We start from the raw sequence: 19,577 nt of genomic DNA on the forward strand, positions 1-19,577 counted from the left end.
GTCTTGCGTTGAATCGACGCGGACGCGGCACGGAAAGTCATTGGGAGCCGGAGTTCAACCTATCCCCAAATGCCTCCGACCGCCCCGTTTGCCATTCGCCGAGTTAACGAAATATGTTCCGGCTCAGTGACTTTCGGCCCCATCGGGATAGCAAAAGCCCCGCTACCCTCAGCAGAGTGACCACAGTCGCGGTCCGGGGAGTCGGGTGGCCCTGGATATTCGGGAGTATCGAGAACGGGGCTTATCGATGACAGGTCCGACACGACACGCGCTGCGCGCCGCATTGGCGACGTTCGTCTTGGTGTTCACCGCGCTGGGACTCACCGGCGTCCCCGCGCACGCATCACCTACGAAAGCCGCCTACCTGCACAGCAGTTGCGTGGTGAAATCGATGGTCCCCAAGGGCGGCCCCAAGGGTGATGGGTGCGATGTCTGGGGGATTCCGCAATGGATCGGCCCGGGGCAGGAACCTCAGCCGTTCCCGCAGCCGGTCGTCGACCTCATCGTCGGCTGTTCCGTGCACGGGAGTTTGGAGCTGGTCAAGGAGGCCGAACTCGTCGAGGCGGTCCCGCCGGGGTGGATGAAGTACGGTGCCGGCGCGATCATCTTCGCCGCCGGATGTGTCGAGAACACAGCCGAGGCGCTGATAGACCTCGGCCTGAACGCGAAGTCGCCGAGCAACGATGCGAGCCTGGGCGGCTTGAACCTGAACGACTACTGCACCCGCAAATTCAACGGCGCCACAGCACATGTGCGCGACGAACATAACGCGTTCACCTGGGAATGCGTGCACGGCAGAACCAGTGCCGGAGGGATCGACGCCGACGACCAGTGTCGCCACCAGTACGGCTCGAACGCCGTGTCCGGACTCCGCGAGACCGGCAATGCCTACACCTGGTACTGCCGGAAGAAGCGGTGAGCGATCCCAGCTCTCTGCGCCGCCCGAATACTCTGGGCTCATAATCATCTCGCTGAACGAACCAGACCACGACCGCTGAGGAATTGATCGTGCTTCTACCCGACTCGCGCGTTTCAACGCCTCGCGCCGCGGCGTTCTCGATCCCGTGATCCAGCGTTGCGCTTGGCGGGATCCTCGAGTGCTTGGGACTTACCCCCGTCAGGCGACCGCTGGATCGGCTCCTTAGTCCCGCCATGCGTCGAGCCAACGAGGCCGAAGCGCTTCCTCGATCACGCGGCGTTTGGCGGCTAACCGTTCGCGCTCGGCAAGTAGATCTTGCGATTCCCGCACGACACCCAGATCCTCGCGAAGGGCTCGCCGGAGCAGCCTCAGAGAGTCGACGAGCGGAGCATCTGTCCACGCGCGAAACTCGTTGAACGACTCCGCAGTTGGAAACAGCTTTCGCAAGTCTCCCCCGGCCACGCCGGTAATCAGTGCCAGCGCATCATTGACTTCGTCGGCCATGGTGAGTCCACGGTCCGACAGAAGCATCTGAGCTTGGCCGAGCGCGTCGCGGTAGGAGGCCCGCAACTCGATCAACTTGGGGAGGTCGCAGTCCGTGCCTTGCTTCCTTGCCAGCAACGTTTCGTGCGCCAAGGCCCGCAGTCTTCGAGCAGCGGTGTTGAGCTCGGCAAAGGCTTCCCGCTTCTGCTGCAAGGCGTGCTGTCGTGCAGTTTCGACTCGATCTTCGGATCGCTCGCGCTGCCGGTCGGAGCTCTCCAGTTGCTTCACCCTGAAGGCCGCGCGCTGGGTAATGACTGTCGCGCTGAGCGTTCCGAGGACGCCCGCCAGCGCGACAACCAAGGCTGTTGTCTCGGCACTCACCCCATCGATTATCGATCCTCAGGCCGGCTGCGGTGAAGGTATGCGCTGCATCTACAGCGCAACAGCTGCAAGTTTGAACTCCTCTGGCAGAAGCCAGTTTCCAACGGCACCCATCATCAAATGAGATCCGTGGCCTGCCCTGAACCGCCAGACAGCGGGCGGAATCGCGTTTGGCCACGAGGCGGATCCCTGAGGCCAAGGTCTCCGCCATGGAGCCGACTTCGAGCTAGATGCGAACTGGCATGAGCCTGTCGGACCGTCGGTGTATGGTCCCCCGGTATGCAGCCCGCGACCGCCGTGGTCACGAACATCGTTGGGAACCTCTCGCCGTTCGATGATCTCGAACGGCGGCATATCGCAACGACTTTGGAGTGGTTGGCGTCGACTGACGACATCTTTCGGCGTGCCAAACCTGCGACGCCCTCGCCTCATCTGGTCGCCTACGTCGTCCTTGTCGATCCGGACAAGCGCGGGGTTTACCTCGGACTGCACCGTATGGCGGGGCTGCATCTGCCGATGGGCGGACATGTTGAACCGCAGGAGCATCCGCTGGAGGCCGCGCGCCGCGAGGCGGGCGAGGAGCTCGGTATCGAGCCTGTGTTCGATGTGGTTGGTGAGTGCCCGCTGTTTCTTACTCGGACGACCACGGTTGGTCTGACGGCCGGGCATGTCGATGTATCGCTCTGGTTCGTGATCCGTGGGGATCGTGATCGCGGATATCCGCTCGATCCAAGTGAGTTCGATGGCGCTCGGTGGTGGGACCTCACGCCCAGCCGGCTTCCGGCGACCGACCCGCATCTTCCGCGCTTCATCCGCAAGCTCGAAAGCGTTCTGCGGCCACGGAGTCTGTAGTGAGTGTGCTGGTGGTACTTCGCGGCAACTCCGGGTCGGGGAAGTCGACAGTTGCGCGCGCTGTGCAGCAGCGGTTTCCTCGGGCGCGGTGTTTGGTGGTGCCGCAGGACACCGTGCGGCGGAACATGCTCCGGGAGCGTGACACGGCCGCGGCGCTCAATATCGAACTCATTGAGCATGTCGCCGCGTTCGGGCTGGCACGCGGGTTGGTGGTGATCGTGGAGGGGATCCTCGACGCTGATCGATACGGCGGGATGCTCGAGCGCCTTGGTCGATCAGCGGCCCGTGCGCTGCACTACGGGTTCGATCTCTCCTTCGACGAAACGGTGCTGCGGCATGCCGGGCGGGCTCAGGCCCGGGAGTTCACCGCTGAGCAGATGGCGGAGTGGTATCACGGGTGGCAGCCTCTCCCGTTCGCCAACGAAGTCCGGATCGATGGCGCGTGGGGGCTGGACGCGATCGTGGACAGGATCGAACAGGACATTAGGTGCAGGTAGCGGACTACTTGCTCTGACGTCAGCGTGTCTCGTGCCGTGGTTCGGGGCGGCGGGGGCCGGCTGGCCGGTCGGCTGAGATTTCGGGCCGGATCAGGCGAAAGGCACGTAGTAGAACACTCGTTACAGTGCTGAATCCCGGTGCAATTCTTTGATTCTCACAGCACATCGGTGGCCGTGAGCGGCGGAAATCGCCCTGATTTCCGCGGTCTTTCACACCATCCGTACCGAGGAGAGAGTCATGGCCATACAACAGTTTCCGGGCGTTGTGCTCGGTCCTCTGGGCAAGAGGATGGTGAAGTTTCTCGAGACCTATCCGAGAGCCGACGAGCTGCGGATCACCAGTGGGATGGACGGGGACCACGGGCTGCAATCGCACCATTACGGGTTGTCCTACGATGGCTCGCCGACTGCGGCCATCGATATCGGCTGCGATCGTGATGACGTCAAGATGCGGGACTTCGCCAAGTGGATGTACGACAGGTATTGGAACTACACCGTCGAGCTCATCCATTCGACGCCGTTCGCCGACGATGACGGGTTCTACGTCAAGAATCAGCAGAAGTTCCCCGGCGGCGGACCCTACGGCCCGCCCTCGTCCATCGGCCACTTCGACCACACCCACTGGGCGACCTCGGCCGCTCTGATGACGCAGCTGGAGCAACTCGCCGGCGGGTCCGCGCCGGACCGGGTCCATCCGGAGATCACCGGGACGCCCGCCACGGCCGTCACCACCACCGTCGCCAACACGGCACCCGTCTGGGGTTGGGACGCCTCCGACTACGACTTCGGCCGCGGGCCGATGAATATGGTCGCCGCCCAGAACGACGGGATCTCGTTCTTCATCTACAAGACCAGTGAAGGCAGTGACTGGCGATCCCAGCACTACCAGACGGTCCTGGAGCGGGCTCGCGACGCCGGAATTCCGGTGCTCGGCAGCTACCACTTCCTGTGGCCGGGAGACATCGAAGAGCAGGTCGATTTCTGGGTGAGCTGTGTCGACGAGCAGACACCGTGGTGGAGGGAAAGGCCGTGGATCTGGCAGGTCGACGCCGAGCAGTCGACGAATGCCCCGCGCCCGCCCAGCGCCGACGAGGTGCGGCAAGCGGTGGAACTCACCGAACAGAAGCTCGCCGACCGGGGCGCCCCCGGGTACGTCATCGGGTACACGCCGTTCTGGATGTACGGCAATTCGCTCACCGGTGATTACGACATCTGGGCCAGCAATTACAACGGCTCCGGCGCGCCCCGCCCGTTCAAGGAGCAGTACCAGGGCGTCGGCGACCATGCCGTGGGCTGGAACGTGATGTCCGGACGCAAGCCCACCATCCTGCAATTCGCCTCCGACGGGGTGGTCGGCAATCAGCACACCTGCTGCGTCGACAAATTCGACGGTGACCTCTTCGACCTCATCCGTAAGTGCGGTCGTGAACCCCAGCCGGCGGCGGACACCCGGGCGGTATCGGTCGCACTCACCCGGCCGGTCGGACGGCGTCAACCGGCGACCTCGCCGATCCTGGTTCCGGATACCGACGGGGCTCACCTGCCCGTCCGGTAGCTCGAATCGCGGACAGCAGCCTGCGGCCACCGCCGCAGGCCGCTTCGGCGGTGCTAACGTCAGGGCATGGCCAACCGGCGCGAGATCCAGCATGCTGTGGTGACGGGATTCCAACGGAGAGTGGGGAATCCGATTCTGGGGCGATTGCCGATCCAGACGCTCTTGGAGACGAAAGGGCGGGTCAGCGGGCAACCGCGGATCACGCCGATCGGCGGGCGGCGCAGTGACGGCGCGTTCTGGTTCGTGTCGGAGTTCGGGCGGCGGTCGCAGTACATCCGGAACATCGAAGCCGACAATCGGGTTCGGCTGCGGATTCGCGGCCGGTGGTTCACCGGTACCGCGCACCTGATGCCGGAGGACGATCCGGTGGCTCGGCTGCGGTCGTTGCCGAAGGCGAACAGCACGGCGGTCAGGGTGGTCGGTACTGATCTGATGACCGTTCGCATTGATTTGGACTGACTCCGGCGGCTGACCGGGAGGCTCTCCCACGCCGGACAATCCAGGCGCGACACACCGCCTCCGGACCGCTTGACCAGCCAAGACAGCGGATACTGTGCTTGCGATGCGGAAGACCATGAGGCGCCGCACGTCATGCGGCATTGTGCAGAAGACCGCCCGGCACGCCCTGTTCCTCGGCGCGCTCGTTCTCGCGTTCACTACCGCCATCTCCTCCGCGGTGGCTGCCCCCGCGCCCGTGCCCGAAGCCGATCCGTTCTACAGCACACCCGCCGACCTCGGTGCTCACAAGAGTGGGGACCCCCTGGCCTGGCGCAGCGTGAAGCTGTTCGGGTTGGCAACGCCGCTGCCCATCACGGTGTGGCAAATCCAATATTTGACAACGGATTCCGAGAACAAGCCCATCACCACGATCGCCACAGTCATCGAACCGACCTCGCCCTGGCGGGGCCCCGGTGCCCGGCCGTTGGTGGCCTTCGCCAGCGCCGAGGACGCCCTCACCACCGCCTGCGCTCCGTCGGCCACCCTGCGTGCCCCCATCAACATCAACAGCCAAACCACCTTGGACATGCCGTTTCTCGTGGGTCCGCTGCTACTCGGCTATGCGCTGGTGATCCCCGACTACGAGGGCCCGCAGTCCAGGTTCCTCGACGGCGTGATATCCGGCCACGCCCTGCTCGACGGTATCCGCGCCGCACGCCGCTTCCCGTCCACCGGACTCGCCAACAGCCCCACCGGGATCTGGGGCTATTCCGGCGGCGCATACGCGGCTCTGTGGGCGGGGCAACTACACGCCACCTACGCTCCGGAACTGCCGCTGACCGGCATCGCCGCCGGCGGCATCCCGGCCGACATCCCCGCCATCGCCCGCGCGGCCGACGGCGGCCCGAAAGCAGCCCTGGCCCTGCTGATCGCGGCGGCCTTGATTCGCAACGAGCCGAAGGCCCAGATCGAGGGCCTGCTCAACAAGCGCAGCACCGGCATGCTCGCCGACGTAGGCAAACGCTGCGGAACCGGCCTCCTACAGACCTACTCGGGAACCCACGTCCGCGACTACTCCCTCGCAGCGGACCTCTTCGCCCACCCGACGGTCGTGGCAGCCGCCCAACGCCAGGAACTGGGCTCCATCACCCCGGACGTCCCGCTGTACCTCTACCACAGCAACGCTGACGAAATGATCCCCGCCCCCGGCGTCCACGCCCTCATCAACCGCTACTGCTCAATGGGATCGACTCTCACACAACACTTCTCGAATATCCCCGGCCACAGTGGCGCCGCCATGGTCGAAGCCGTAGGCGCCCTCCGCTACCTCGGCGACCGCTTCGCCTCCGGCCCACCCACCCCAGGCTGCGCCGCCGCCTCGTGATCGGGTAGCCGATCGTGGCGCGCTCAGTGGACCAGGTCGGCCAGAGGTCCTCGGGCGCTCCACAACACCACGAAGGCGAGCATGAAGGCTGCGCTGGTGAGGTGGTCGCGGAGGATTGATCGGGCCAGGCGGGATTGTTCGGGGAGGGAGTCCGTGCGGGTGCCGAGGCGGACGGCGTTGGGGACTGTCCGGAGGATGGCCGGGGCGATGGCGGCTGCGGCTAGCAGGGTCGCCAGTGGGGCCAGCCAGAGTGGGTCTTGCCAGCGGATGGTTTCGATTATGAGGCCGCCGAGGAGGATTGCCATTACGGCGGCGATCAGGTGGGGCATCGGGCGGGAGGTCGTGGTGGCTCGGTGGTAGTAGGTGGCGATGGAATTCAGGACGGGCTCGGGTAGTTCGGGGTCGTGGCGGTGGCGGAATTGCTGGGTGTCGAAAATCAGGTCCATCCAGAGAATGGCCAGGAGAAATCCCCCGCAGGCGGCGAGCATGGGCGCATCGTACCGAGGATGGAGAACGACAACAGGCGGGTTGGGTTCACGGGCGTTTCCACAGAGATTCCTCACGAGTCGGAGGGTTCAAGGGTCCGTCTCTGCCCCGTAGTGTGCACGCGGGATGAGAGGAGATCGGGATATGACCGGCGGACGTCATGGGTTTCTGCTGCTCGGAGGGGTGGCGGCGGTGGGGGCCGGGGGGTTGCATCTGTTCGCGGCGGGGTTGCATACCGAGCATGCGACGTTGGCGCGATTGATGGTCGTGCTGGCGGCGGCGCAGTGTGCGGTGGGGCTGGCGGCGATGGTGAGTGCTCGGAAGGCTGTGCCGGTCATGGTGATCGGGGTCAATGTGGTGGCGGTGGCGGTCTGGGCTTACACGCGGTTCGCGGGGTTGCCGTGGCCGGATGGGCTCGATGTGGCCGAGGCGCCGCAGTTCCTGGACAGCACGTGCGCGGCGCTGGGAGTGGTCGCGGTTGCCGGGGCGGCGGTCGCGTTGGTGCGGCCCGAGGCGAAACTGGGGGTGCCGCAGGCGGCGACGGCAGCCGGGATGTCGGGTGTTCTCGCTGTCGCGGCGATGCTCGGCGGGGCCGGGCATGTGCACAGCCATGGCACCGGGGATCACTCCCACGCGGACGGCGATCACACCGCTCACGACCACGGGACCGGGAATGCTTGGCCACGGCCGTGGGATCCGGCGAAGCCGATCGATGTGTCCGGGGTGCCGGGGGTGACCGCCGCGCAGGAGCAGCGGGCGACCGCGTTGATTCGCGGCACGCTGGACGACCTGCCCGCCTTCGCCGACGTCCATTCCATCGGCGCGCTGGGCTACCGATCCATCGGCGACTCGGTCACCGGATACGAGCACTTCATCAATACGGCCTATATCCGCGATGACCTGTTCCTCGATGCCAAACATCCGGAGTCGCTGGTCTATCGGGTCGACGGCGACAATCGGACCCTGGTGTCGGCGATGTACATCGCGAAGGGCAAGAAGATCGACGACCCGGATCTGGTGAACTATGGCGGCGCATTGATGCAGTGGCACGTTCACGACAACCTCTGCTGGAAGGCCGGCGACGGTGGCCCCCAGGTCGCCGGAGTCACCGACGCCCAGGGCAATTGCCCGCCCGCCTCCATCAACCCCGGCGCGGGTAATCCGATGGTTCACGTGTGGATCACCGCAAACCAGTGCGGGCCGTTCGCGGCCTTGGAAGGCCACGGCGCCGGTCAGGCGGCCACCACCCCGGGCGGCAGTCGCACGGACACCTGCTCACACGACCACTCGGGCGGACACCGCTGAGTTACGTTATGCCACTTCGCCTTTCACGAAGTCGGTGGCGATGGCGGCGAGGCTGCGGGTGAGGTCGGAATCCGCGCCTCGGCGCCAGACCAGGGCCCAGCGGGCGGGCGGGGCATCGGGCATGGGGATATAGGTGACGTCGGGGCGGGCGTAGTGGCGGCTGGCGTGGGCGTGGACCGGAGTGATGGCTTTGCCGGCGGCCAGTTGGAGGATCATGTCCTGGAAGTTGTCGACGTAGGCGACGCGGGAGATGGTGCGCCCGGAGGGGGTGCTGAAGGGGGTGATGGCACTCTGCCAGTAGTCGGGGGGCTGGTTGGCGGGATCGGTGCCCGCGCCGAAGACGCCGTAGTCGGCCAGGTCCTCGTAGGTGGCCGAATCCCGTTCCGCCAGGGGGTGATTCGCGCCGACGAGCAGCATGAACGGTTCCTCGTAGAGCATCGGGCCGACAATCAGGTCGGGTTCCTCGATGGGGAGCCAGCTGATCAGGAGGTCGATCTCATCGGCCCGCAGGGCGCCGAAAGGGTTGCCGAAATGCACGTGTTCGAGGTGCACGCTCGTATTCGGGTGGCGAGCCTGGAAGATGTCGAGCAGCGGGCGGATTTCCTCGAGGCTGCTACTGGTGACGCCGATGCGCAGCAGGCCGTCGTCGCCGTAGCGGGCCGAGCGTTCGGCGCGGCCCAGGCTGGCGCACAGGTCGCGGTAGTTGACCTGCAGGTCTTCGAACAGCCGGCGGCCGATCGGGGTGAGCGAGACGGTGCGACTGGAGCGGTCGAAAAGCTTTCCGCCGATCCGGCTTTCGAGTTTCCGGATCACCTGACTGACGCGGGCCTGCGACAGGTACAGGCGCTCGGCGGTGCGGCCGAAATGCAGCTCCTCGGACAGCGCCAAGAAGATCTCGATATCGCGCAGTTCGATATCGCGCGGGTCCATACGGGTCGTCCCTATCGATCGGTTCGGGGCTACCGACCCGGCGGGTCGAGCATGGGAAGGAGGAATTGGCGGGCGATCATCGCGAGTTGCTCGTCGTCGTCGAGATCGACGACTTGACTCGGGATCGCCAGGAAGGACGCGCAGATTCGGACCATCAGTTCCGCGACCAGCTCGACCCGCAGGTCCGCGGAAATGGTGCCGGCCCGCTGCTCTTGCCGGAGTTGCCGGGCGACGAATTCACGCACCATCGCCACCGCCCGGCCGCCGTCGCCGACCAGGGAACCCACGAAATAGTCGGGTTCGGCGGTGATCAGGGCACCGATCAGCGGATTGCCGCGCAGCGCGCGCAGCGAGCTCACGAACCCGACGACCACCCGCTCCCCGACGTCGGCCGCCGCCGCGATATCCACCAGGAAGGTGTCGAAGTACCGGCGGAATTCGCGCAGGATGACCCGTTCCACCAGTTCCTCCTTGGTGCTGAAGCGCCGGTAGACGGTGATCCGCGAAACCCCCGCGGTCCGCGCGACGTCCTCCATCGTCGACCGCTGCACGCCCCAGCGGCGGAACTGCTCGTCGGCCGCGTCGAGGATGCGGGTGCGCATATTGTCGGTGTCATCGACCTGTTCGACGGCTTGCAGGTAGGCGCGTTCGATCAGAGACTTGCCGGGCGGGAGCTCCTTCGCGCGCGGCGCGGGTTCCACGGCGTCCTCCTGATCGCGTTTCACGTCTCCACATCGTTGCCGATACAGCGATACGTTAGCTGTTAACTTGAATCCGGAGGTTCGTGGGCGACGGCGAGCCTCGGCTCGCCGTCCCCGTCAGTGTGTGCCGCCGGGCCGGGAGAGGCGAATCACCGGTTGGTGAGCGGGATTTCGATACTCAACGGCATCCGCAGTTCGGCCATGTACCAGAGCACGAACTGCCGCAGGAACTCGTCGAACATCCAGTAGGGGGCGTCGACCACCGGAGCCACCGACAACACGCCCTCCCGGACCGCGACGTACGGGCCCCACGCCACCTCCAGCAGCGGACTCCACACCGGCTCCCGCGGGATGGCGAGCCAGTCGGCGACCTTGTCCCCCATGATGAATCGGGTGAACGCGCCCAGAATGCCGTGACTGAGCAGCGTCAGATCGAGATCCGCGCCCAGATTGAGCAGCTGATGCGCCAGATCGGTGCCCTCGGCGGTCGGGGCGAGGATCGGATCGAGTTGCTGCGCGGCCTGCGCGTTGGCCTGGTCCCAGGTCGAGGGGATGTACTCGTCGCGGATACCGAGCAGGTGCGCGGCCAACTGCCAACTGTGCAGGTAGCCAGTCGATTCCGCGGCCGGGATGGGCAGCTTCCACGCGGTCAGGGTGCGCATGATGGTGGTAGCGAGACTGTGCCAGGTGACCATCATGTCCTCCTGGCTGATCGGCGTGACATCCGAGGGCCAGTGCGGCGACTGCGGCAGCAGATGCCGCACCGACGCGTGGATGATCCGGGTCTTCACGCAGGTGACGACCATTTCGCCGCCCTCGCCGTAGGCGTTGACCGTGCCGATGTCGTACCCGAACTTCGCGGTCTTGGCGATGCGCTCCTTGAGATGCGACCCGCCGCGCGAGTAGTACACCGCCCGCGCCTCGTGCGGGATGACCGTCGACATCATGCCGCTGGCGAACGCGTACAGCACGCCCAGATAGGTCCCCCGCTTCTTGGTGAATTCGAACGAGCTGGCCAGCTTGCCCTGATCGGTCCAGGACGGCAGCTGCCGCGCGTCCTCCATGAAGTCCGCCAAGGACTTCGGCAGCCCGGCGGGCAGGGGTTGATCGTTGTAGATCCAGGTCGCCAGCAGCCGGTTGATCTGCGGGACGTCGGCGTGGTCGATGATGTCGGCCAGCACGGAGTCGGCGTCGGGGTCGTAGACGGTCATCGGGTCCGCCCCGCCGCCGACGCCGACCACCGAATCGGCCGGCGACCACTTCCAGGGTTCCGCGCGCACTGTGCGCGGCGTCAGCGCCATGGCGCCGACGACTCCCAGTAGGCCGCTTCCTGTCCTCAATGCGTCGCGCCTGCTCAGACGGTGTGCATCCATAGCCGTGAATCCTCTTCGATTGGGCCTGATACACAGACACAGTTAGCGTATCTGTGTATCTTGATGAGACCACACCGTGACGGCAGTCACAACCACCTGCCGCGGATCTCCGAAAGAAGGACCAGCCGATGAACCCGTACGTCGTCATCCAGAACCTGCTCAACCACCTCGACACGGGGTCGGCGGGCAGCAGCGGACCGGTCGCCTTGCCGCTCAGTGGTTTTCGGCGCCACTAGGGCGGCCGGCTGATCCGGCGGCGAAATTCGAATAGATCGGTCGTCCAAATCAATGCCGGACGACCGCCGTTCGAAATACTCTCGCGGGCAGCCGATTCGAATTCATTGGAGACTCTCGAACCAGATCACGGTAGATTTGATCAATACGCCTGAACATGTCATCTCTCCGACTGAGGAGGACCACATGATGCACAGTTCCGATTCAGGCTCCTACCCGTTCCGGGAACAGAAAACTCGCCGACGCCGCACCAGGCGGTTCATCGTGCTCTGCGCGGGCGCGGTCGCCGCCACCTATCTCTTCTACGCCTGGCTGTTCGGCAGCATTCTGTGGGTGTTCACCGGCCCCGGCTCGATTTGGGTCCCCGGCAGCTATGGCGGCCTCGGCCAGCGCTTCGAGACGCAGAAACTCGCCGACGATTACGCCTACCAATGCGGAGAATCCTCGTCCCTCCCCTTCCCCGGGGTCTCCTATTGCCGACAGGAGCCCGAGGAGGCTTCCTCGGTCATCGTCACCTGGTACAACGGCGACAAATACATCTTCGACAACCAGGACCCGCTGGGCAGCTTCTGACCGTTTGAGGCGGCCGCCACGGGGTACCGCGCCAACGTGCGGAAGCTCGTGCGGCGAATCTGCCGGACGGCTCCCTGGAGCCGGAACCGGCTGATGCGACGGTCCGATCGATTCCAGGCGGCGTGGCGCATGCTCGCCGCGCTGCTGGTCGCGGCGTGCGTCCCGCTCGCGATCATCGCCGGGTTCAGAACCGCCGATACCGCCGCCGCCCGCATCCACGCCGCCAACGCGACCAAGACCTCGGTCACGGCGACCGTCGTCTCCGATCCGATCCGGCTCCCCCGCGCCGCGGGCCAGAGCGTGGCGCCCGGTGCGCCGCAGGCCATGGTGCAGTGGACTATCCACGGCCAGACCAATATCGCGCTCGTCAACGTGCCGGGGACCGCCGAGCGGGGCGACAAGGTCGTGCACTGGGTCGACGCCACCGGGCAGGACACCACCCCGCCCCGCTCCTACTCCGACGCCGTGGCGCAGGGCGTCAGCACCGGCGTCCTCATCGTCCTCGGGGCCGCCTGCGGCGCGGCATTTCTCGCCTGGTGCGCCGACCGGTTCCTGGCACGGCGGCACAGTGCCGAGTGGGCCGACGAATGGCGGAAAATCTCGCCCACCATCGGTCCCAACCACCCCGAGCGGTCCTAGGAACCAGCCGTTAACCAGCCCTTTTCTGGCATTGCGGAGAAAATTCCACATTCCGCTCGAAGTGTGCGTGAAAGTCACTGTTGCAGATGTACTTACATTTGGTCCTTTCACTGTGCCTAGTCGCTGACAACCAGTGCCAAATAGTGATTTGCGGGAGAAACGCTCGTTTGAGTGCCGTAACAATCGAGAGGCACGGTCCGGAGCCGCAGGGCTCCGGGCCGTTGTCCACTTCGCTGGTCACCCGCAGGGCGGTACGGGTGCCGGCATCGAACACCGCGATGCAGGAGGGCTGGAGGCATGACGCATTCCGACGAAGAGCAGCAGATCAGTGAACTCGTCGCGCGGTTGGCCGCTCGGTTTCCCGATTTGACGGTGCGGTTCATCGGGGAGGTCGTGCACGGGGTCCATCGCGATTTCGAGGGCCACCGTGTCCGTGAGTTCATTCCCCTGCTGGTGGAACGGATCTCCGAACGCCATCTGCACCGACGCATGGACTACGCCACGGCCGCAATGGATCTCGACGATCTGCTCCGGACCCCCACCAGGGCCTAGACTCTTCGGAGCGGGTACCGGACCGAGATCCGGCACCCGATTTCAGGCGACCGGGGGCAGTAGTGGCATTGGAATGGTTGGCGGTCGTCGGGACGCTGGGAGGGGCGGTCGTCGGGGCCGCGACCACGCTCGCGATCGATGCGACCCGGGCGCGCCGGGAGAAGTCCCAGCGGTTCGGTGACACCAAGCGTGAGATCTACGTGAAGTACCTGACCACACTCGTGCAGACCGATACCGCCATGCAGGCGCTGGGATTGCACGAGCCGACACCCTTGGACCGGGAGGCCGTGACCGCGGCCTTCCGGTCCTTCTCGTTGGTGGCGGTGGGGTACGAGCTGGATCTGGTGGCGGCCAGGGCGGTCCGGGAGGACGCCGCGGAGGCGTATCGGAAGCTGCGCGATATCCGGGAAGCCCTGATCGAGACCAGCATGACCGTCGGGCGACGGCCCGCTGGTTCACCGGAGTGGCACGCGGTCCACGAGCCCTTCCTCCGGGCGCTCGATCGACTCCGGCAGACGATGCGACACGAGTTGAACGCCCACGACGGGGACTGGGTCAGCGACCCGGAGCCGCTACGGGGTTGACGCAGCTGGAGGGCAGGTCCTGGATGGAGCACAGGGCCGGAGCCCGGGTGGGTACGTAGCGCGCGGGGACGCCGCCCGACAGGGCGATGTCCCGGAACGCCGGAACCGCGGGCGTGGGGCGGCGGGACAGGCCGGGATCGCTGGTCACGTCCACGGTGTACAGGCCGAAACGCGGTGCGTAACTGCCCCACTCGTAGTTGTCGGTGATGCTCCAATAGTTGTAGCCGATGACGTTCATGCCGTCGGCCTTGGCGCGTTGCACCCAGTAGACGGTGTCGCGCAGGTTGTCCGCGCGGGTCATGCCGTCGGTGGTGGCCGATCCGCCGTAGGTGGGCATGCCGTTCTCGACGACGTAGAGGGGGCGGCCCGGGAACCGGTGGGCGTAGCGGCGCAGCGCGTAGTAGATGCCGTCGGGCTCCAGGATGAGGGGCGACGGCTGGTTGGTGAGCTGCGCGAGCACATTCGGCGGGTTGCTCAGCGATCCGCCGTAGTAGTAGTCGACGCCGACGTAGTCGATCTTGTCCGCGATCCGGTCGATGAAGGACGCGTCGGCCTGGTCCGCGCCGACCGAGGTGAAGGCGATATTGCTGGTGACCATCGCGCCGCCCTGCCGGGCGTGGATGTGGTCGTAGATCGCGCGGTGCGCCGCGATCATCCGATCGATCATGGGCACCACGTCGCCCGCGCCGATATCGCCGATCTCCTGCTCCTTGCCGACGTAGGCGAGGGGCTCGTTGAAGGTGACCCACAGCGGGTCGGCGCTCGCGTAACGGTCCACCACCGCACGGGCATTGGTGAGCCAGTCCTCGACCATTCCTGGGTTGCGCCAGCCGCCGCGATCGACCGCCCAGCCCGGGAACACCCAGTGGTCGAGGGTGATCATCGGCCGCATTCCGGCGCCGCGAATCCGCGCAATCATGCTGTCGTAGAAGGAGAAATCCCATTCACCGGGGCTGGGTTGCACGCGTGCCCATTCCACGCTCACCCGATAGACGCCGACACCCAAGTCGGCCGCATTCTGAATATCCTCGCCGTATCGATGCAGGAAGTCGACGGAGTTCCCATATCCTTCGGCGCGACCGGATCCGGCGAACCGGCTCCAATTACTGTCCGGCGCAAAGCCTTCGCTCTGGAATCCGGAACTGGACACGCCCCAGAGGAAATTCCCGCCCACCGAGGGTAACCACGAATCGGCGGTGGCCTTTCCGGGCGTGACGACCACACCCCAGGCCGCCAGAACGATACACACGAGCGAGAACAGCACACGTTGTCCCACCGCATCGAGAGTACCTGTCGGAGAGCCGTTTCCGTGGCGTTCCGATAGAGGATGGGTATCACGCCTCGGGAAACTATGGCGAATAGTAGATTGGCCGTCGAACCGAGGAGGGTGATGAAAGGACTGGGCGCACTCGAGAGCCGGGTGATGGCCGTGCTGTGGGACAGTTCCGAGGCGCTGTCGGTTCACGACGTGGTCGATCGGCTCAGCGATGACCAGCGAGTTCCCGCGTACACCACGGTATTGACGGTATTGACCCACCTGTGGGAAAAGCAGTGGCTGCTGCGCGAGAAGGTCGGCCGCTCCTACCGCTACCGCCCCAGCCGCACGCGCGCCGAGGCGACCACCGACCTGCTGCGCGAAATCCTCGACGCCAGCCCCGACGCGCCGGCGGTGCTCCTGCATCTGGCCCGCACCGCCAGCGCCCACGAGGTCGAGGCGCTGCGGCGGGGCCTGTCCGACGACGAGCACCGCCGGTGATCCTGATCGCGGCCCTGCTGGTGGCCGCCGGCGCGGTCGCGGTGGCCACCCCGGCGGCGTTGTCCCGCATCGATTTCAGCGCCGCCCCCGCGATTGGGATGGCGGCCTGGCTGGGTGCGTTCGCCGCGGCGCTCGGGTACGTCGCGCTGGCATTGATCGCGCTGGCGTGGCCGGGTTATCCGCCGGGCGAGACTTTCGTCGGCAGTGCCCTGACGTGCCTGGGCGCGCTCGAGCCGATCGTCGTCACCTGGACGGCGGGGCTGGTCGCGCCGGTGACCGCCATCGGATTCACCGCACCGACCGGTCAGCTGGCGCGGATCGCCCTCGGGCATCGGGAACGCGGAGCGGCCCTGCGCCGCAAGCACAATGAGCTGGTCGAGGTGCTGGGCCGCGCCGACACCGCCCGCGCGGACCTGGTGTGGCTCGAACATCCGGTGCCGCTGGCCTACAGTGTCGCGGGCCGCGGCGGGTATGTCGTGGTCACCGACGGTCTCGCACGGTGTCTGACCGAGGCGCAGTGGCGGGCGGTGCTCGCCCACGAGCACGCGCATCTGCGCGGATTCCATCATCAGATCCTCGGCGTCTGCCAGGTTTTCGCGCGCGCGTTCCCGTGGATCCCGCTGTTCGCCGCCGCACCGGCGGCCATGGCCACGCTGATCGAGCTCGCCGCCGATCGCGCGGCCGCGGCCGAGGCCGGCCCGCAGGCACTCGCGGCCGCGTTGCGGACGGTCGCCTCACGCACGACCACCGCGCTGGACCTGGTCGACAAGTCGCTGGAGCTGCGGCTGCAATGCCTCTCGGCCCCACCGGAATCCCGCGCCGCCGTGCGCCGCCGGGCGCTGCTCCTGGTCGTCGGGACGATTCTGCTGGCTCCCGCGGCGTCGGTCGTCGCCATCGGATCGATCACCGCGGTCGCCTATCTGATCATGATCTGAGATTCATCCGCGAAAAACTATGCTGCATAGTATTTTCGTCGGCGTGAAGTACCTACCAGCCCTCGCCACGGTTCTGCTGGCCGCGGGAACCCTCGGCCCCGGCACCGGTTTCGCGACCGCTGACCCCGCCCCCGATCCGTCGCAGACCCGCTACTCCCTGGTCAACGGCTGCTACCGCATCGACACCCCCGCAGGACCGTTGGCGCCGGCCGCGGGACCGTTCCGGATGCACGCGACCACGCTCGGCGAGTACCTGCTGTACGGACGGACCAAGGAGGTCGTCGACGCCTCGGCGGGCTCGATCCACCCCGCGAAGAATCCGTCCGTCACCGCGGTCTGGAAGGTGGAGGGTTCCGGCACAAGCGGATTCACGCTCTCGAACGCCGCGACCAAGACCAGCACCCCGGCCACGTTCGTCCCCGAATCCGGCTGCGCGGACTTCCCCGAAGCCCAGGACAGCGCCACCGGCACCCCCGGCCGAAGCGTCGGCGCGGACGGTTCGATCATCGGGACCATCGACGCGCACGTGCACGTCTCCGCCTACGAATTCCTGGGCGGCGACTTCCATTGCGGCCGCCCGTGGCATCCCTACGGCGTGACCTACGCGCTGCCCGACTGCGCGTCCGACCGCACCGGGTCCAACGGCCTGGTCGCCGATTTCCTCGACTACGGCGGCCCCCGCGCATCCGATACCGCCGGGTGGCCGACCTTCCGGGACTGGCCCAAACCCTCCAAGCTCAGCACCGAGGGCACCTACTGGACCAGCATCCAGCGCAGCTGGAAGGCGGGCCTGCGGGTGATGACCGTGGACCTGGTCGACAACGAGTCGCTGTGCACGATCATGACCGACCGCCGGAACCCGTGCGACGACATGACTTCCGTGCGCACCCAGGCCGCGGACATGCGCGCCCTCCAGGACTACATCGACGCCCAGGCGGGCGGACCCGGCCAGGGCTTCTTCCGCATCGTCACCGATCCCGCGCAGGCGCGTCAGGTGGCGGCGTCGGGCAAGCTCGCGGTGATCCTCGGCATGGAACTGTCCGACCCGATGGGCTGCGGCGTCTTCCTCGGCCAACCCAAGTGCGGCACCGCCGATGTCGACCGGTGGCTGGGCGAACTGCGCGCGCTCGGCGTCAGCAGTTTCTTCCCGGTCCACAAGTTCGACAATGCCTTCGGCGGCACCAAGATGGACAGCAACACCACCGGCCTGCTGGTCAACGCCGGAAACTTCCTGCAGACCGGCACCTTCTGGAATGTGCAGCCCTGCACCGGCCCCGGCCACGACCAGCCGCAACCGTCGGTGCCGATCGCCGGTGACATCAACCAGCTCCTGGCCAAGCTCACCGGTCCGCTGCTCGGCGGCGCCCCGCTCCCCCTGTACCCGGCCGGAACGCATTGCAACGCACGCGAACTGACCGAGCTGGGCAGATACCTGATCAACAAGATGATCGACCAGGGCTTCCTGATCGAGATCGATCACCTGAGCGAGGCCACCGCGGACGAGGTCATGTCCATCATCGAGGCCCGGCACTACCCGGGCGTGTTGTCCTCGCACGGCTGGGATTCCGAGCGCACCACCCAACGCGTCTACGCGGTAGGCGGATTCGCCACCCCGTACGCGGGCGGGCCCGCGGGATTCGTCAAGGCATGGAAGGAGGCCCGGGCGATGCAGCGTCCCGGTGATTTCGGGTTCGGCTTCGGCTCGGACATGAACGGACTCGGCGGTCAGGGCGCGCCGCTGGGCGCGGGCGTGATCCAGTACCCGTTCACCTCCCACGACGGCGCGGTGACCTTCGACCGGGAACGCTGGGGCGAGCGGACTTTCGACATCAATGCCGACGGCACCGCCACCTACGGCAACTACGCGGACTGGCTCGAGGCGGTCCGGGTGCTCGGCGGACCGGAGATCATGACCGACGTCTTCCACGGCGCGGAGGTCTATCTGCGACTGTGGTCGCAGGTCAGGGGGTAAATCGCCGGAGTGTGACGGCGATCACACAGTGAATTCGGCGTGCGGCGGAACATACCCGGGCTCTCTAACCTTCTATCAATCAATAACCGGTTAGAAAGACTGATCGGTACGAAATCGGAAGGCCGAGAACATGACCGCCGTGCGCCACCACACCATCGAGATCCAGGGCCTGCCCGTCTTCTACCGCGAGGCGGGCGACCCCTCCAAGCCCACCCTCGTGCTGCTGCACGGATTCCCCAGCAGCTCGGCCATGTTCCGCACCTTGATGCGCGACCTGGGCGACGACTTCCACCTGATCGCGCCCGACCACATCGGCTTCGGCCGCTCGGCCATGCCGCAGGCGCACGAATTCGACTACAGCTTCGACAAACTCACCGAGATCACCGAGGGCCTGCTCGACGCGCTCGGCCTCGACCGATTCGCCCTCTACATCCACGACTACGGCGCGCCGATCGGCCTGCGTATCGCCGCCGCCCATCCCGAGCGCGTCACCGCGATCATCACCCAGAGCGGCAACGCCTATCTCGAGGGCTTCACCCCGTTCTGGGACATCCTCTTCGCGCACGCCAAGGACCGCGCTGCCAACGAGCCGGGCGTGCGGAAGCTGCTCGAGGCCGACGCGACACGGTGGCAGTACCTGCACGGCGTCCCGGCCGATCGGCAGGACCTGGTCAGCCCGGACAGCTGGACCATCGATCAGGCGTATCTGGATCGCCCGGGCAACAAGGAGATTCAGCTCCAGTTGTTCTGGGACTACCAGTTCAACCTGGACGGCTACCCGGCCTTCCAGAAGTACTTCGCCGAACACCGTCCGCCGGTGCTGATCACCTGGGGCGAACACGACGAGATCTTCGGAGCCGACGGCGCCCGCGCCTATCTGCGCGATCTGCCCGACGCCGAGCTGCACCTGCTCGACGCGGGTCACTTCGCCCTGGAAACCCACGGCCCCGAGATCGCCGCGCTGATCCGGGAATTCCTCACCCGCACGGTGTCCTGACCACCGTGGCCGCACCGCCGCATTTCCCAGC

At 66.3% G+C, this 19,577-nt stretch carries 21 protein-coding genes; 15 read left to right on the forward strand and 6 right to left on the reverse strand.

From position 1 onward, the window contains the following. The first annotated feature begins 247 nt into the window (after positions 1-247). Positions 248-919, forward strand: coding sequence for a hypothetical protein (locus tag ACWEOI_RS16420; RefSeq protein ID WP_452360102.1), 672 nt, complete (start codon positions 248-250; stop codon positions 917-919). A gap of 222 nt (positions 920-1,141) precedes the next feature. Here ACWEOI_RS16420 and ACWEOI_RS16425 read toward each other — a convergent pair whose 3' ends face one another. Beyond that, a complete protein-coding gene (locus ACWEOI_RS16425) occupies positions 1,142-1,783 on the reverse strand; it encodes a hypothetical protein (protein ID WP_452360103.1) in 642 nt (213 codons plus the stop codon). Positions 1,784-2,062: 279 nt separating this feature from the next. Here ACWEOI_RS16425 and ACWEOI_RS16430 point away from each other — a divergent pair, with 279 nt between their 5' ends. The 5 genes from ACWEOI_RS16430 to ACWEOI_RS16450 all read left to right on the forward strand — a co-directional run bounded on the left by ACWEOI_RS16430 (position 2,063) and on the right by ACWEOI_RS16450 (position 6,509). After that, positions 2,063-2,635 carry an NUDIX domain-containing protein gene (locus tag ACWEOI_RS16430; protein ID WP_452360104.1) on the forward strand — a complete coding sequence of 191 codons (573 nt, stop codon included), beginning with the start codon at positions 2,063-2,065 and terminating at the stop codon, positions 2,633-2,635. Next, positions 2,635-3,132 (forward strand): AAA family ATPase, encoded by a 498-nt coding sequence (locus tag ACWEOI_RS16435; protein WP_452360105.1) that lies wholly within the window; start codon positions 2,635-2,637, stop codon positions 3,130-3,132. The genes ACWEOI_RS16430 and ACWEOI_RS16435 overlap by 1 nt, the downstream gene beginning before the upstream one ends. A 238-nt stretch (positions 3,133-3,370) precedes the next feature. Continuing rightward, positions 3,371-4,687 (forward strand): GH25 family lysozyme, encoded by a 1,317-nt coding sequence (locus tag ACWEOI_RS16440; protein ID WP_452360106.1) that lies wholly within the window; start codon positions 3,371-3,373, stop codon positions 4,685-4,687. A 66-nt stretch (positions 4,688-4,753) separates the two neighbouring features. Next, on the forward strand, positions 4,754-5,146 hold the full coding sequence (locus ACWEOI_RS16445; protein ID WP_433666472.1) for a nitroreductase/quinone reductase family protein: 393 nt from the start codon (positions 4,754-4,756) through the stop codon (positions 5,144-5,146). A gap of 103 nt (positions 5,147-5,249) precedes the next feature. Beyond that, a complete protein-coding gene (locus ACWEOI_RS16450; RefSeq protein ID WP_433666473.1) occupies positions 5,250-6,509 on the forward strand; it encodes a lipase family protein in 1,260 nt (419 codons plus the stop codon). 23 nt (positions 6,510-6,532) lie between these two features. Here the strand turns inward: ACWEOI_RS16450 and ACWEOI_RS16455 are convergent, their stop codons facing one another. After that, the gene (locus tag ACWEOI_RS16455) at positions 6,533-6,997 is read right to left on the reverse strand and encodes a hypothetical protein (RefSeq protein WP_452360107.1); all 465 of its coding nucleotides are present in this window, start codon (positions 6,995-6,997) and stop codon (positions 6,533-6,535) included. 142 nt (positions 6,998-7,139) lie between these two features. On the opposite strand from ACWEOI_RS16455, the gene ACWEOI_RS16460 reads away from it, so the two are divergent. Next, positions 7,140-8,300, forward strand: a complete 1,161-nt coding sequence (locus ACWEOI_RS16460) for a hypothetical protein (protein ID WP_452360108.1) — start codon at positions 7,140-7,142, stop codon at positions 8,298-8,300. Between the two features lie 6 nt (positions 8,301-8,306). Here ACWEOI_RS16460 and ACWEOI_RS16465 read toward each other — a convergent pair whose 3' ends face one another. From ACWEOI_RS16465 to ACWEOI_RS16475, 3 genes are all read right to left on the reverse strand, one after another. Further along, complete coding sequence (locus ACWEOI_RS16465) at positions 8,307-9,230, reverse strand: LysR substrate-binding domain-containing protein (protein ID WP_433666476.1); 924 nt, start codon at positions 9,228-9,230, stop codon at positions 8,307-8,309. A gap of 29 nt (positions 9,231-9,259) precedes the next feature. Further along, a complete protein-coding gene (locus ACWEOI_RS16470; RefSeq protein WP_452360109.1) occupies positions 9,260-9,955 on the reverse strand; it encodes a TetR/AcrR family transcriptional regulator in 696 nt (231 codons plus the stop codon). Positions 9,956-10,080: 125 nt separating this feature from the next. Next, positions 10,081-11,304, reverse strand: coding sequence for an oxygenase MpaB family protein (locus tag ACWEOI_RS16475; protein ID WP_433666478.1), 1,224 nt, complete (start codon positions 11,302-11,304; stop codon positions 10,081-10,083). A gap of 420 nt (positions 11,305-11,724) precedes the next feature. On the opposite strand from ACWEOI_RS16475, the gene ACWEOI_RS16480 reads away from it, so the two are divergent. The 4 genes from ACWEOI_RS16480 (at position 11,725) to ACWEOI_RS16495 (ending at position 13,886) form a co-directional block, all read left to right on the forward strand. Then, complete coding sequence (locus tag ACWEOI_RS16480) at positions 11,725-12,111, forward strand: hypothetical protein (RefSeq protein ID WP_433666479.1); 387 nt, start codon at positions 11,725-11,727, stop codon at positions 12,109-12,111. Positions 12,112-12,159: 48 nt separating this feature from the next. Next, positions 12,160-12,750 (forward strand): Rv1733c family protein, encoded by a 591-nt coding sequence (locus tag ACWEOI_RS16485; RefSeq protein ID WP_433673405.1) that lies wholly within the window; start codon positions 12,160-12,162, stop codon positions 12,748-12,750. Positions 12,751-13,047: 297 nt separating this feature from the next. Then, a complete protein-coding gene (locus ACWEOI_RS16490; protein WP_357095524.1) occupies positions 13,048-13,302 on the forward strand; it encodes a three-helix bundle dimerization domain-containing protein in 255 nt (84 codons plus the stop codon). A 62-nt stretch (positions 13,303-13,364) separates the two neighbouring features. Next, positions 13,365-13,886, forward strand: a complete 522-nt coding sequence (locus ACWEOI_RS16495; protein WP_452360110.1) for a hypothetical protein — start codon at positions 13,365-13,367, stop codon at positions 13,884-13,886. Here the strand turns inward: ACWEOI_RS16495 and ACWEOI_RS16500 are convergent. Next, positions 13,858-15,108: a family 1 glycosylhydrolase gene (locus ACWEOI_RS16500; protein WP_452360163.1), complete on the reverse strand. Its 1,251-nt coding sequence runs from the start codon at positions 15,106-15,108 to the stop codon at positions 13,858-13,860. The two genes, ACWEOI_RS16495 and ACWEOI_RS16500, sit on opposite strands and share 29 nt — an antisense overlap. A gap of 168 nt (positions 15,109-15,276) precedes the next feature. Between ACWEOI_RS16500 and ACWEOI_RS16505 the strand changes: the two genes are divergently transcribed. From ACWEOI_RS16505 to ACWEOI_RS16520, 4 genes are all read left to right on the forward strand, one after another. Further along, on the forward strand, positions 15,277-15,642 hold the full coding sequence (locus tag ACWEOI_RS16505; protein ID WP_379279439.1) for a BlaI/MecI/CopY family transcriptional regulator: 366 nt from the start codon (positions 15,277-15,279) through the stop codon (positions 15,640-15,642). Next, complete coding sequence (locus tag ACWEOI_RS16510; RefSeq protein WP_452360111.1) at positions 15,639-16,577, forward strand: M56 family metallopeptidase; 939 nt, start codon at positions 15,639-15,641, stop codon at positions 16,575-16,577. The genes ACWEOI_RS16505 and ACWEOI_RS16510 overlap by 4 nt, the downstream gene beginning before the upstream one ends. 43 nt (positions 16,578-16,620) lie before the next feature. Beyond that, positions 16,621-18,549, forward strand: coding sequence for a peptidase (locus tag ACWEOI_RS16515; protein WP_452360112.1), 1,929 nt, complete (start codon positions 16,621-16,623; stop codon positions 18,547-18,549). Between the two features lie 130 nt (positions 18,550-18,679). Next, positions 18,680-19,546 (forward strand): alpha/beta fold hydrolase, encoded by an 867-nt coding sequence (locus ACWEOI_RS16520; protein WP_452360113.1) that lies wholly within the window; start codon positions 18,680-18,682, stop codon positions 19,544-19,546. Positions 19,547-19,577: the final 31 nt, after the last annotated feature.

Source organism: Nocardia sp. NPDC004340, from assembly GCF_053602575.1.